The sequence below is a fragment of the Marinomonas sp. AWM4_232 genome, assembly GCF_056158325.1.
This window is the reverse complement of record NZ_JBSWTA010000001.1, coordinates 998,137-1,011,769: the sequence shown is the minus strand read 5'-3', so window position 1 is coordinate 1,011,769 and position 13,633 is coordinate 998,137. Positions and strand designations below refer to the sequence as shown.

Below are 13,633 nucleotides of genomic sequence, written 5' to 3'. Positions count from 1 at the left end.
CTTAGGGTGGGATATAAAAAAATAGAGTAACGCTATAATTATGAGAAAGTTGGCACGTCATGGAACAACTCGAAGTAATTTTCTATTCAGTGCTGCCGCCTTCGTTGTGGCGCTTTTAATTGCTGGATCCGTGTCTTTCATTTGGCAAAGTCAGCAGCAATCTATACAACGAACCCAAGCGGCTTCAGCCGCACAAGATTATTCTTATCAACTTCGTAGTGTGCTGGATCATAATTTATCAGGCGCCTATTCATTGGCTGCGATTGTACATGAGTTTGGCGGCTTTACTCGTTGGTTCCCGCAGGTCGCTAAGTCATTCTTAAGTATTTATCCTGAGGTTAACAATTTTGCTTTATCTCCCGATGGTGTCATTGATCAAGTTTATCCAGTGGAAGGTAATGAAGAAACAATCGGTTTTAATCAATTAACGGATATTGAGCAAGGCACTGATGCATGGGATACCATGAAGCAACAAAAACTTTTGCTTTCTGGGCCAGTGAATCTTGTTCAAGGGGGTAAGGGGGTAGTTGCTCGATATCCCATATTATTAGAGGACAGAGATGAAGGGCCTGAACACTTTTGGGGGTTCAGTAATGTTGTTATCCGATTAGATTCGTTGCTGCAAAGCTCTCAAATTAATACGTTAATCGAGCAAGGGTATGCTTATCGATTAGAACGAGTAGCGACTGACACCAATTACCTCATTTCCAGTCATGCAGATACAAAACTGGCTGATCCCATCAAGATAGATATTGAACTACCTGGTGCAGTATGGCGGTTATCCTTGTCCCCAGAGCAAGGTTGGTTGCCGGCGTATTACCTTTTGTCCTACGGCATTGCTTGTGTATTGTTTGCTGCATTGATCGCTCGATTTGTTTTTATGGCCCTGCGTATAAATGAGCAAAACGAGCTTTTATCTGGCTTACTAGCCGAAAAGACCAAGTTTGCAAATGAAACGGATATGAGGCTAACGCATACATGGAAAGCAATTCCTGATCCATTATTGGAGATTCAGCAGAGTGGGGTTGTGCTGAATGTCAGAATCCCGCAAGACGAAGCTGCGCTAAAGAGCTTTTTTAAGCCTGGTGAACCATATAAAAAATATTTACCTGATTCAATAAGCCACATTTTTGAGCAAGTTTTTAATGAGGTTCAGCACTCCGATACGTCTAGTTATCGTGGAGCTCTTTTCAGTATTGTTACTGAAGAGAAGCGGACGCTATGGTATGAGATGTCTGTTGTCTATCAGCAGGTGAAAGATAATGATATGGGCTCTTCTGGACATTTTGTCGTGCTGTTGCGGGATGTCACGGTAAGGTATGAGTCTGAACTGCAACTTCGCATTGCTGCCGTCGCCTTCGAAACTCAAGATGGTATGCTCATCAGTGACAACAATAATCGTATTGTTCGCGTCAATAAAGCTTTTCAATCCATTTCAGGTTACAGCGAAGCGGAAGTGATCGGTAAAACCCCAGCAATATTGCAATCTGGTAAGCACGATGAGTCATTCTATAAAGCTATGTTTGCTCAATTAGCTTCTAAGGGGGCTTGGGAAGGTGAAGTGTGGAATAAAAGAAAAAGCGGTGAGGTGTACCCTGAGTGGCTTAGTATTTCCACTGTTCAAGATAACTTTGGAGAGGTAAGTCATTATGTTGCAACATTCAAAGATATATCAGAAAGAAAAGCCTCCGAGCGACAAATTAGAGAGCTGCATTACTACGACAGTTTGACAGGATTGGCCAACAGAACCTTGTTGTTGGAGGAGATGTCTTATCATATCCACGGTAGCAATTTACGTCAGCAACAAAGTGTCGTGTTATTTATCGACTTAGACCATTTCAAAGATGTTAATGATGTTTGGGGACACAGTATTGGTGATCAGTTATTAAAACAGGTTGCTAAACGTTTAACCGATTCTACTTATAATAAAGACATGATTGCGCGCTTTGGAGGAGATGAATTTATCATCTTGCTTGAACCTGTGGATGTATCAGCTAACCCTGACCGCGCTATATACCGTGCTAGTTACGTAGCTGAAAAATTACTGCAAGTTATGACGCACTCGTTCGTCATTAATGGGGTTGAGTATCAAATCTCCTCAAGTATCGGTTTGGCTACTTTTGATGGAGAGTGCCTAGACCCGCTAGATGTGTTGAAACAGGCTGAATTGGCTATGTATGAAGCTAAGACATTGGGGCGTTCTCGATATTGCTTTTATCAGTCGGGAATGCAAGAACGCGTGCTGGAGCGCGTTAAGTTAGAGCGTGATTTAAGGCAAGCCCTCGCAAACGATCAACTGACGTTGCATGTGCAGCCTCAATGGGATGCTTCAAAAAGGATGGTAGGCGCCGAAGCATTGTTACGGTGGTATCATCCTGAACGAGGGTACGTTTCACCTGCTACCTTTATCCCCTTAGCGGAAGAGACCCGACTAATTCTGCCTATTGGAGAGTGGGTGCTACGTACGGCTTGTCAATGGCTATCGGAGTGGCGGAATGCTGATCAGATGTCAGGCTTTGTATTATCTGTAAATGTTAGTGCTGTACAGTTTGCTCAACATGACTTCGTTGACCGTGTTAAAACGATACTTGAAGAGCACAATGTGCCAGAACAGACTCTACAGCTTGAATTAACTGAGAGCATGTTGGCCCATGATCAGCAAGATATCATTACTAAAATGCGTACTCTTAAATCCCTTGGCGTATTAATTTCTCTAGATGACTTTGGAACAGGATACTCTTCTTTAAGCTATCTTCATCAGCTGCCAATTGACCAACTTAAAATTGATCAGTCGTTCGTTGCGAACATAATTGAGGATAAAAAGATAGCGACGTTAGCGGATTCAATCATCAGCTTAGGTCATAACTTAGGAATGGAAGTGGTTGCCGAAGGTGTTGAAACGCAGTCTCAATTTACATGGTTAGAACAGCAAGGTTGTGACTTATTTCAAGGATTCGGCTTAGCAAAACCCATGTCCATCTCAGAGCTTTTGAACCTCTATCGACAGAATAAGCTGTCATAAACTTGGTAAGGACATTAATGTGGCGCGTTGGGGATTAAGGTGGAAATCGCTATCGATGCTTGTGCTGGCTGGTATTCTGGCAAGTTGTATTGCACTGATATTAGGATGGTACGTGATCGCTGAAGGGCGACAATACTCTGCTAGAACGTTCGCTCAAAGCTTCACGGAACTGAACTACCAAAAGATTTTGGTACCAATGTCTCGAGAGCTAGCATTAGCGCAACGCTTTGCTGAACTGAGCTCTATGACAACTTGGCTTGCTTCGCCAGACAATGATAGCTACAAGCAAGAGGCCTTAGAGGATGTGAAAGCATTTCGATCAGCCTTTGCTGGCGGCGCAATCTTCTTTGCCAGCGATAAAGAGTTGGCTTATTACTACTATGATGCACAGCTGCCCGTAGATGGCGACCCACAATATACTCTGGACCCTGATATCAATACTAACGCTTGGTATTTTATGACTAAGCAACAAAACCTACCGTATAGCATTAACGTCGACTTAAATGAGCAACTACATAAAACTAAGATCTGGATAAACGTCTTAGTTAAAAAAGGTAGTAACTTCTTAGGAATTGCTGGAACAGGTTTTGAATTAGGACAATTTATCAAAACGTTCACTGTTTCTCCGCAGCCTGGGGTACAGCCTTTCGTTGTCAACGCCAGCTCTTTGAAGATAGAAGCGCATAGTGATCAAACATTGATCTCTACAGGAGGGATAGCAAGTCATCATGAGCAAGATGTGACCTTGGCAAGTATTGTTGATAATCCTGATTTGGTGAAGTCAGCGGTTCAGGCGGCAAAATCTCAGCAGCAAGTGATAACGCAGCGTATTCAGATTAAAGGAGAGCCATATATCTTGGCGCTCCGTTACATGAAAGATCTAAATTGGCTGATTGCCACCAGCATTAATTTGAACAAAGTGCGACTACTGAATACAGATCTCGTTATGGCGGTGGGGATCGTTTTTGCGATCTTGATCGCCATGCTTTTAATTCTGTTTGGCTTGGCAGTTGACCGATTAGTTATTCAGCCTTTACGACAGCTGCAGCAATCTGCCAAAGCGATTGCACAGGGAGCATATGAAGTGCGTTTACCGGTTAAATATGATGATGAAATTGGGGACTTGAGTCGCACATTTAATACTATGGCGCAGCAAGTTGCTTCCAATACATCAGAATTAGAATCCCGAGTTAAAGCTCGCACACAAGAACTTGAGCAGAGCAATGCCCGCATTAGAGAGGCGAATCGCAAGATTGGAGACTCCATTGATTACGCCAGCCTGATCCAAAAAGCGATCCTGCCAGATCGACAAATGCAGCAGTTTTTAGGTGAGCATCATAGTGTGGTATGGCGCCCACGAGATATTGTGGGAGGTGACTTCTACCTTTTTTATAATCACGATGATGGTTGCTTATTAGGCATTGTTGATTGTGCTGGCCATGGTGTGCCTGGTGCATTAATGACCATGCTGATGCGTGCCGCAATTGACAAAGCGGTTAACGAGTTAGGCATTAGTGACCCAGCGAAGTTATTACACGCTATCGATCAAACTGTACGTTCAATGTTACACAACGAGAACGGCACGTCGACCGTTGCAACCAATGCGGATGTTGGCTTGGTGTATATCCCTCAAGCAGGGAAGCGCATTCGCTTTAGTGGCGCAAAAATTGCTTTATATGCGAGCGATGGTGACACTGTGAAAAAGTTCTCGTCAGGCAAAAGAGCGATTGGTGATCGCAAAGTAGGTGAGTATAAAAACTTGGAATTGCCTCTTTCTGGCTGGACGTATTATATGACAACGGACGGATATTTGGATCAAGCAGGGGGCCACAAGCAGTTTGGCTTTGGCAATAAACGCTTTGAGACGTTATTGTTAGAAAATGCTCAGCGGCCTTTGACGCAGCAAACGACGCGCTTTGCGCAGGCGTTAGAGGAATATATGGGAGACTTGCCTCAGCGGGACGATATCACTTTACTCTCTTTCCGTTTTGAGCAAGAAATTCAAAAAGATAGGGGGTAGAATGTTGGTATCTGATCTCTATGAGATACGAGAGCGCTTTGATAATGAGAAAATCCTACTTTGTTTCAATGGGCCGATATCTCGAAGTCTGATTGAAGAAATTGGCAATGCGTTGCGTAACTACTTAAAAAGCGAAAAAGCACCACCAGCGTCAGCCCTAGATGTATTTTCCGTGTATATCGAACTGACCCAGAACATTCGCCACTATGCACTTAAATCAAAGCTGGCTGGGGCTGATATGGCCACCGTGGTCGTCAGCTCTGAAAGTGGCCATTATCGAATCTCTGCTGGAAATTTGGTGACGCTTGAAGATGGAGTGGCTGTACAGCAATTTGTATCAACACTGGGTGGTTTGGACAAGGTAGAATTAAAAAAACGCTACAAAGAGCAGCTTCGTCAACCAAGAGATAAATTAGCCGTCACAGGCGCTGGATTGGGGCTGATTGATATGGCCCGCAAGGCAACTTCTCCTGTGCAAGCGACCTTGAAAGATCTTGATAATGGCTTGGGCTACTTAAGCTTAAGTGTTCGAATTTGAGAATAAACTATGAATGATTTAAAAATTGTCTCTACACAGTCTACCCCACTTATTGAAACGGACAGTTCACGAGGGGTTATTTACATGGAAGGAGATTCTTATCCAGAGAACTCATTTGAGTTTTATTCGGACTTAGTGGCTTGGGTCAGCCAATATCTTAATGAGCAAGGACGCCCACTAGTACTTGAACTAGCATTGCTATATCTAAATACAAGCAGTATTAAAGTGATGATGGATATCTTTGATGAGCTTGAAGACGCGTATCAGCAGGGACGTGAAATTACCGTAAACTGGCGCTATGATTTGGATAATGAGCGTGTTGCAGAATTGGCTGAAGAGTTTAAGGAAGACTGTAGTTTTAGCTTCAACATAATAGGTCAAGAATGAAGCCCAATATCAAAGAGCTAGAACAACGTGTCGTCGCTGCGTTAGCCGATGATCAATATCAAGATCATCCTTTGCACGATGTCCTGAATCAACTTTGGCAATATAATCAGAGCCAATGGTCTCGGGTTGAACACATGATCAAAGTATCTGACTCGTACCAAGACATGGTACTCCAACGTGAGAAAACGTTAGGTGAGCGCTTTGATAAACATTTGCGTCAATTAGAGAAAATTACCCGTATTTCTGATCGCTACCAAACGGTATTGCGCGAGACTAACCTCGAACTGGAGCAGGCGTCCTATATGGATGCTTTAACGGGCTTGCCTAACCGTCGCAAGATGTTAAGGCGATTAAAGACAGAATTTGAGTCACATCAAGGAACAATGTCTTTAGCGATGATTGATATCGATCATTTCAAACATATTAATGACGAATTTGGTCACCTCATAGGAGATGATGTCTTAGTGTCAGTTGGCAACCTTATTGAACATACGGTAGGAGAGTTAGGGCATATTGCGCGCTGGGGAGGTGAGGAGTTTTTAGTCGCTTTCTCTCAAGTAGAATCTGTCGCGGTTGAGTGTTGTTTGAAGAAGCTTGCAGACGTGGTGCGTAACGCTCGTTTCGATAGTGGTCAAGCAGGTCCAATCCGAGTCACCATTAGTATAGGTAAGACCACTTTCCAGTCAGGAGATAGCATAGATAGCCTCATTACTAGAGCGGATGATGCGTTATATCGAGCCAAAAACAGCGGCCGAGATAAAGTTGTTTGTGATAATTTCATATAAATAATGTGAGACCGCCTAGGTCATTTGACTCGTTAGCGTCATACCTTAGTCTAAATTATGCTATTTGGGTGGTCTGCTGCCTTAGCTCATCGTATCTTTAAGCCATAACAATAATACAGGGACACGGTTTATGGCTGCCATCGACATACCAGAGGTACTTAAGTTTATTGACAGTACCCCACCATTCTCTAGCCTGACGCAAATACAGCAGAAACAGCTTTTAACAGGTGTTGCATTAACCTATGCAAGGCAAGGGGAAAAACTCACCCTACAGGGCGAGCAAGCTACTTTACACCTGATTCGCCGTGGCGCCTGTGAAATACGTTCAGCTCAAGGCGGGTTGGTTGACAAGCTGTCTGATGGCGATTGTTTTGGCGTATCGACCGTTTTAGAGCAAAACCCTGATGGCCTGCAAGTGGTCGTCCTTGAAGACAGTTTGATTTACCGCTTTCAAAAGCAAGGTTTTCAAAGCCTGTTGCAAGAAGACGAAGACTTCGCTCTGTTCTTTGCCCACACCCGCAGCAGTCGCCTAAGAAAATTGTCACGGGCTCACGCAACAGACCTTGCGACACCCGCGCTGCAACTCTCTACCCCTCTTAGTCAAATTATGGCGCGGACATTAATCAGCGCCAGCACTCAGGATACGGTTCAACAAGCCGCTGCGGTCATGACAGAGGCTAGGGTGAGCTCGATACTTGTACTAGAGCAGAATAAGCTTGCTGGCATTGTCACGGATCGAGACTTGCGTTCAAGGGTATTGGCGGTGGGGGCATCAGCGGAGCTGCCTCTGCATGAGATCATGACGCGCCATCCTGCCACCATTGATGAGCACAGCCTAGTGATGCATGCGCAAACGCTGATGAGTGAGAAAAACATCCATCACCTTCCTGTCGTGAGTAAAGATGATATTCCTGTTGGGATGATCACGGCGGCGGATTTGTTGCGTCACCAAGAGCTGAGTCCATTGCTGTTGATTAATCAGATCAATCGCCAATTAGATGTGGCTTCCCTCAAAAAGGTCTGTGCTCAGCTGAATACTTTGATAGTCAATTTGATCCTAACGGATATGAAAACCACAGACATAGGCAGTGTGATTGCCGCGATCAGTGACAGTTTGACTCGTCGATTGTTAGAGTTGGGTATGACAGCATTAGGGCCTGCACCATTACCATTCCAGTTTCTAGTGTTTGGCTCCCAAGCTCGTAAAGATCAATCCCTTGGCAGTGATCAAGATAATGGCATGATGCTCTCACGCGCACCCAATGAGCAAGAAGCGCAGTACTTTGCTGAGTTAGCAACATTTGTCTGTGAAGGTTTAGCCCAATGCGGTATTCGCACTTGTCCTGGGGACATTATGGCGTCCAATCCTAAGTGGCGCATGACGCAAGAGGGCTGGCAGCAGGCATTTGCAAACTGGGTCGAAGCGAGTTCGCCCTCGGCGTTACTGAACGCCAGTATTTTCTTTGATATTCGCTGCGTTTATGGCGATGCGGCACCAGTACAAGAAGTGATTGAGTCGATGCAGGCGCGGGTGGCGAAATCTTCTTTATTCTTAGCGACGTTAACCCGAGCCGCCACCGTTTCAAAGCCCCCGTTAGGCTTCTTCAGAAACTTTCTATTGGAATCATCTGGCGAGCATAAACACCAATTAGACCTGAAACATCAAGGGCTGGCATTGATTAATGATCTAGCTCGTATTTATGGTTTGGGGTGCAAACGTTATCGCATCAGTACCAAAGAGCGCCTAGAGCAGGCCGCGCGCGAGAAGCTAATGGGGCTCGATATAGCGCGCAACCTAATGGACGCTTGGGATGAGCTCAATGAGTTGCGTCTACAAGCCCAGCGACAACATTGGCAAAACTCTGGTGCGCCCAGTGCGTACTTAGATCCCAGTGAATTAAGTTCCCTCGAACGTAAGCACCTGAAGTCGACGTTTGCCATCATTGCTGATGGACAGTCTGCAGCGCTGCAACGCTTTGCTCGGGGTTATGCCTAAATGCCAACACGCTTACTCAATGCCTTTGAACGTTGGCGTAGTCATCGAGACAGCAAGAGCCTACCTTGGTATGAGCATTCTTACTTTGTCTTAGACATGGAAACCACGGGGCTTGATCCGAAAAATCATCAAGTGGTCAGTCTAGGGTGGGTGTTGGTAGAACAGGGAAGTATTCAACTGGATACGGCACAGCACCTATTGTTGGACTCTGCTCAGATAGACGATGTCAGTGTCGGGATCCATATGATCACTGATCGAGATGTTCTAGAGCAAGGTCGACGCCATGCCAGTGTGCTGCGCTATTTACGACAGATCATGAAAGATAAGGTGCTGGTTGTGCACTACTCGCCTTTGGAATTGGGCTTTCTCAAGTCTCTGTGGCAAACACAGCCTATGCCGGCGTTGGCTTTTGACTGGATTGATACAATGCAAATAGAGGTGCAGCGACGAGCTAGGGCGCAAGAGGTGATTGCTGAAGGCGGTTTTCGTCTCCCTGCCTGTCGAGAACGCTATGGATTGCCAGATTATCAAGGTCATGATGCATTAACCGATGCCATGGCCACGGCGGAGTTATTGCTCGCTCAGACGGCGCACTACAATCATCATGACCCCAGCTTGCAAGAACTGATCAAGCTTGGGGGTGGACGTATGCGCCTTTCCTCGACGGAGAGGTAGGTTTAGAGCCACTATCTCAAGCGATAACTGGGTTGGTGGCTTCTAAGGTTTCGTGCTCTGGTTCTTCGGCTAACCAACAAGGTTGCTCAGACCAATGCAGTAACTGTAGCGTGCCAGAGTCGTGCTCCACTAACGCGGTACAGTGTTCAACCCAATCACCATCGTTGCAATACAGCACGTCGGCTTGTTTTTGAAAACGCGCGAAGTGAATGTGCCCACCAATGTAGCCATCGAGCTTTTTATTACGTGCGGTTTTGATGGCGGCACTTTCGAAGCGAGTGATGAACTCCTGTGCTTTACTCACATGTTGTTTCAGATAGCCAGCAAAAGACCAGTAGGGCAAGCCGAGCATACGACGTGCTCTGTTAATGTAGCGATTTAGAGCCAACATAAGGCCATGAGCTTTGTCGCCAATGGCCAACATAATAGGGCTAACTTTCACCATTTGATCGAACTCATCTCCATGACTGACTAGGAAACGGCGTCCATCTGCGGTGGTGTGAATGGCCTGCCGCTCTAGGGCTACTCCCGACAGTGTTTGCCCACAGAACTGGCGAAAAAAAGCATCATGGTTACCGGGGATATAAACCACTTTTTTACCATGCTTAGCCAATTGCAAAATACGGCGTATCACCTGTTGTTGTGCATCATTGAAATAGGCTCGCTTACGCATTTCGATGAGGTCAAATATGTCGCCGACTAAATAGAGCGTCTGGGTATCAACTTTATTAAGAAAGTCCAGTAGATGCTCAGCTTGGCAAGATTTTGTGCCAAGGTGTGCATCGGAAATAAAGACCGCTCGAAATTGTGTGTTCATGCATGCGTCCTCTCTAGATAATCAGTTTAGGCTAGAGGCTAAAGATGACGCTAATGTGAAGACCAGGTGTCTATTTGATGAGATTAGTTACAACAGCGGGGGCGATCCTCGTTATTATCACCATAAAAATACTGATAAGGCTGCTGGTACACTTGGTTGCCTCCGCGCTCCTTAGCGGACTTTTTGGCTTGGGCTGCCAGTTCTGCAACAAAATGATGGCTATCGCAAACTTTTGGATTTGGGTTAACCACTCCCACTGCCAAACTTAGGATATCAAAGAACTTGTGTTCGCCATCGCGGTTTTTTGTCCATATTCCGCCTTCTTTGATCTCGCTCGGAGAATAGAACTGAGTTACTTCTTTAGAAAATCGCTCTAAGATGTCATGACACTGCTGACACCAATTTTCATCACTGAAAATCACCACAAAATCATCGCCGCCGACATGACCAATGAAATTATTATCGGAGTTAACGACGTTTCTTAAAATGCTCCCAAGTAGTTGAATGATCGCATCGCCTTTAGCATAACCATAATAGTCATTGAACGGTTTAAAATTATTCAAATCGAAATAGGCGACATAGAAGTCTTGTTCAGCCATCAAGCGCCGATTAATTTCATGGTTGATGGGGACGTTGCCTGGTAACAATGTTAATGGGTTGGAGTACGTCGCATTCTGGATTTTTAGCTCGGTAATACGCTTTAGTAGATCCTTCAGGTGTCCAATACCTAAGTAGACGCCTTCTTTTACGATCAAAATCTCATTGTTCAGTAGATCTGCTTCTTGGTCTGTGAACATAGTTGAAACACTGGATAGTGAGACGGTGCTTTCAACAACTAACACCTCTGTAGAGGTAATAGAAATCGCAGGCTTGTTTTCGTACAAGGCGCGTCCATAAGGGGTTGAAAACAGTTCATGTAAAGCATGACGCCTTATAATTCCAATTGGGCAGCCGTTTTCAAGTACCGGGAGAGCAAATACGTCTTTATTGTTTTTGAATAGGCGTGCGACGTCCATTAAAGGGCGAGCGCTTTCTACATAGATTGATTCTCGGCACAGGGTTAATACGGTTTCTCCGTGTTCATTGTGAAAACGCTTTCGTTGCGACGCTTGATTGATCAAGTAAGTGTTAGGCTGTATATCGGGTAATGCTGTGGGACGTTGGAGGAAAAAACCTTGTCCATAACGAACTCCCAGCTCAAGCAGCTGATCTAGCTCTTCCTGCCGCTCAATACCTTCTGCGATTAAAGCACAACGTAGGCGCTGGGCAATGTTAATGATCGACCTGACGAACTCGCGTTTCACCTGATCACGATCAATCCCTTCGATAAAGTGTTTGTCGAGTTTCACAATGTTTGGGCGAACTTCCGACCATAAACGCAGTCCAGAGTATCCGGCCCCCAAGTCATCAATGGCGACTTGAAAACCCATTTGTCGATAATGCTCAACGCTCTGGTGAGTTAAACCATTTTGATCGTATGGATGCTGCTCGGAAAGCTCAATCACGATATTGGTTTGATCTATCCCTAGTTCTTTTAGAATAGCCAGCGTCATACCTTTCTGGTGATCTGGGGAACCTAGTAATGATGCACTGACATTGAGGAATAACAGACCGGGTAATTGCAATTCAACAAAGCGTGAAATAGCTCGCTCTCTACAGAGTAACTCCAGTTCATGAAGACGACCTTGTGCTTGCGCAAATGGAAAGAGAGCGTCTGGGGCAAACAGTTCGGTATTCTTAGGGCCTCGTGACAGCGCCTCGTAACCATAGATATGTCCAGTTGCCAGGTCATAAATTGGTTGAAAAAGAGGAGTAACTAACCCTTCATCTAGTATTTTATTGAGCAAGGTTATGCTGTCTGATTGCATCGTTACACTACTGCCATTCCGAGGTAATTTTTTGTAATGATATGAACAAATGGTGACAGTTATATGACAAGTTCTCGGTTGGAATGAGAAGCCAGCATAAGACGGATCATGAAAAAGAAAGCAGGGAATGAAAAGCAGGAAATAGAAAGCGGAGAGAGTGCCCGAGCAAACAGGGCGGTCGTTATCCTGATCGGCTTGTTGTTTTTACTGTGCGATCAGTAACGAACTCTGGCCAAAGCCAGTTGCGGTGCTTAGTGAGCTGGGTTGCCCTGAAGCGTCGTTGTACGGTTGTTTGATTTGAATGCAGCCTTGATGCGGGCAACAAAAGCTTTCATAGCAGCAGCAACGTATACACGGCGAAGCTCGTAAGCGCGTTCTACGTAGTAATCAGTATCTAAATTGTCGATTGAGTTGTTCATAATGTTCTCCTAAGGAATGTCTTTCGATGTATAAATAATAAACAGACCGAGAACACTAAACAAACGATCAATTTTCAGTAGAAAGTTGAGAAAAACTCACCTATTAAGCGAGGGTGGTCGTTAAGCATCCAAGCTGCGTCGGTACTGAGCAGGGGTAAGCTGTTCGGCACGTTTAAAGAAACGAGAGAAATAGCCCGGGTCTTTAAAGCCTAAATCGTAAGCGATGTCTTCAACCGACTTTTGCGTGTAAATCAGGTTACGTTTGGCTTCTCTGAGTAAGTGCTCGTGCGTAAGTTGCAACACGCTTTTGCCATAGGCTTTCTGCACTAATCGACTTAAGGTTTTTTCAGAAACATTTAACGCCAACGCATAATCAGATAGCTTCCAGTGTTCCTTTAGATGTTTGCTAACCAGCAGTTTTAAGCGTTGTAACACCATATCATCGGGTGTTTGATAGCTGTTGCGGACACCTGAGTGATGGCGCTCGATATAGACGAGGATCGCTTTCAGTAAATGCTCAATTAAGCTGTTTTTAAGAGGTTTCACCTGATGGAATTCATGCTCCAGTAAAGTGAGTAGCTGCCATAAGTGCTGAAATTCTTCCGGCTCTGAATTTAATTGGATGCAATCGGGCGTTTGAATAAACGCTGCATTCAGATAATCCCTTTCCAATAACGAATCGGCAATGGATAACACTCGACCATCTGTGTTGGGGGCAAAACGAAAGCTGTGCACCGTACCTGGGGGAATGAGTATCGCCCAACACCCTTCAAGAAAGCGCTTCTCGGAATCCATTTGTAACTGCACTGAGCCACTATTGAGCAACAATATCTGCGTCAGCTGCGTGTGTTGATGGGCTTTGATGTGCCAGCCAAGGCTGCTACTGCGTGCGGCGATGTCTTCGATGTGAACAAAGTCTGGATTATCTAACCAACGGCCTTCACCGTACAAAGCAAACTGAGGTATAGAATCATTCATGGCGATTTTTGTATTTTTTCTGAAAAATGAATGTCGATCTCAAAAACAAATATAGCGTATAAAATGTGATAAATAGCCAAGATTGTCTATAAATTTTAGGGTTTATGTTAAGAAATTACCGATTCATA

Annotated in this window: 11 protein-coding genes; 7 read left to right on the top strand and 4 right to left on the bottom strand. The window is 44.9% G+C overall.

What is annotated here, in order from left to right; translation table 11 throughout:
* Positions 1-40: 40 nt before the first annotated feature.
* The 7 genes from ACXAC1_RS04770 to ACXAC1_RS04740 all read left to right on the top strand — a co-directional run bounded on the left by ACXAC1_RS04770 (position 41) and on the right by ACXAC1_RS04740 (position 9,423).
* Positions 41-3,022 carry a bifunctional diguanylate cyclase/phosphodiesterase gene (locus tag ACXAC1_RS04770; protein ID WP_475059399.1) on the top strand — a complete coding sequence of 994 codons (2,982 nt, stop codon included), beginning with the start codon at positions 41-43 and terminating at the stop codon, positions 3,020-3,022.
* 19 nt (positions 3,023-3,041) lie between these two features.
* Entirely contained in the window at positions 3,042-5,042 is a 2,001-nt protein-coding gene (siaA, locus tag ACXAC1_RS04765) for a biofilm regulation protein phosphatase SiaA (RefSeq protein ID WP_475059396.1), read from the top strand.
* Position 5,043: 1 nt separating this feature from the next.
* On the top strand, positions 5,044-5,580 hold the full coding sequence (siaB, locus tag ACXAC1_RS04760; protein WP_475059394.1) for a biofilm regulation protein kinase SiaB: 537 nt from the start codon (positions 5,044-5,046) through the stop codon (positions 5,578-5,580).
* Between the two features lie 9 nt (positions 5,581-5,589).
* Entirely contained in the window at positions 5,590-5,967 is a 378-nt protein-coding gene (siaC, locus tag ACXAC1_RS04755) for a biofilm regulation phosphoprotein SiaC (RefSeq protein ID WP_475059391.1), read from the top strand.
* A complete protein-coding gene (locus ACXAC1_RS04750; RefSeq protein WP_475059389.1) occupies positions 5,964-6,752 on the top strand; it encodes a diguanylate cyclase in 789 nt (262 codons plus the stop codon). The genes siaC and ACXAC1_RS04750 overlap by 4 nt, the downstream gene beginning before the upstream one ends.
* A 130-nt stretch (positions 6,753-6,882) precedes the next feature.
* Positions 6,883-8,748 carry a DUF294 nucleotidyltransferase-like domain-containing protein gene (locus tag ACXAC1_RS04745; protein ID WP_475059387.1) on the top strand — a complete coding sequence of 622 codons (1,866 nt, stop codon included), beginning with the start codon at positions 6,883-6,885 and terminating at the stop codon, positions 8,746-8,748.
* Positions 8,749-9,423 (top strand): 3'-5' exonuclease, encoded by a 675-nt coding sequence (locus ACXAC1_RS04740; protein WP_475059384.1) that lies wholly within the window; start codon positions 8,749-8,751, stop codon positions 9,421-9,423.
* Positions 9,424-9,439: 16 nt separating this feature from the next.
* Here the strand turns inward: ACXAC1_RS04740 and ACXAC1_RS04735 are convergent, their stop codons facing one another.
* The 4 genes from ACXAC1_RS04735 to ACXAC1_RS04720 all read right to left on the bottom strand — a co-directional run bounded on the left by ACXAC1_RS04735 (position 9,440) and on the right by ACXAC1_RS04720 (position 13,505).
* Complete coding sequence (locus ACXAC1_RS04735; protein ID WP_475059382.1) at positions 9,440-10,240, bottom strand: UDP-2,3-diacylglucosamine diphosphatase; 801 nt, start codon at positions 10,238-10,240, stop codon at positions 9,440-9,442.
* 83 nt (positions 10,241-10,323) lie between these two features.
* Positions 10,324-12,108 (bottom strand): EAL domain-containing protein, encoded by a 1,785-nt coding sequence (locus ACXAC1_RS04730; RefSeq protein WP_475059380.1) that lies wholly within the window; start codon positions 12,106-12,108, stop codon positions 10,324-10,326.
* A gap of 251 nt (positions 12,109-12,359) precedes the next feature.
* Positions 12,360-12,527, bottom strand: coding sequence for an RSP_7527 family protein (locus ACXAC1_RS04725; protein ID WP_162847564.1), 168 nt, complete (start codon positions 12,525-12,527; stop codon positions 12,360-12,362).
* A gap of 120 nt (positions 12,528-12,647) precedes the next feature.
* Positions 12,648-13,505 carry a helix-turn-helix domain-containing protein gene (locus tag ACXAC1_RS04720; RefSeq protein WP_475059378.1) on the bottom strand — a complete coding sequence of 286 codons (858 nt, stop codon included), beginning with the start codon at positions 13,503-13,505 and terminating at the stop codon, positions 12,648-12,650.
* Positions 13,506-13,633 lie beyond the last annotated feature (128 nt).

Excerpts from the sequence above, each read along its gene's own strand:
- siaB (WP_475059394.1), top strand. The coding sequence starts at position 5,044 with ATGTTGGTATCTGATCTCTATGAGATACGAGAGCGCTTTGATAATGAG.
- ACXAC1_RS04735 (WP_475059382.1), bottom strand. The coding sequence starts at position 10,240 with ATGAACACACAATTTCGAGCGGTCTTTATTTCCGATGCACACCTTGGC.
- ACXAC1_RS04730 (WP_475059380.1), bottom strand. The coding sequence starts at position 12,108 with ATGCAATCAGACAGCATAACCTTGCTCAATAAAATACTAGATGAAGGG.
- ACXAC1_RS04725 (WP_162847564.1), bottom strand. The coding sequence starts at position 12,527 with ATGAACAACTCAATCGACAATTTAGATACTGATTACTACGTAGAACGC.
- ACXAC1_RS04745 (WP_475059387.1), top strand. The coding sequence starts at position 6,883 with ATGGCTGCCATCGACATACCAGAGGTACTTAAGTTTATTGACAGTACC.
- ACXAC1_RS04750 (WP_475059389.1), top strand. The coding sequence starts at position 5,964 with ATGAAGCCCAATATCAAAGAGCTAGAACAACGTGTCGTCGCTGCGTTA.
- ACXAC1_RS04770 (WP_475059399.1), top strand. The coding sequence starts at position 41 with ATGAGAAAGTTGGCACGTCATGGAACAACTCGAAGTAATTTTCTATTC.
- siaC (WP_475059391.1), top strand. The coding sequence starts at position 5,590 with ATGAATGATTTAAAAATTGTCTCTACACAGTCTACCCCACTTATTGAA.
- ACXAC1_RS04720 (WP_475059378.1), bottom strand. The coding sequence starts at position 13,505 with ATGAATGATTCTATACCTCAGTTTGCTTTGTACGGTGAAGGCCGTTGG.
- ACXAC1_RS04740 (WP_475059384.1), top strand. The coding sequence starts at position 8,749 with ATGCCAACACGCTTACTCAATGCCTTTGAACGTTGGCGTAGTCATCGA.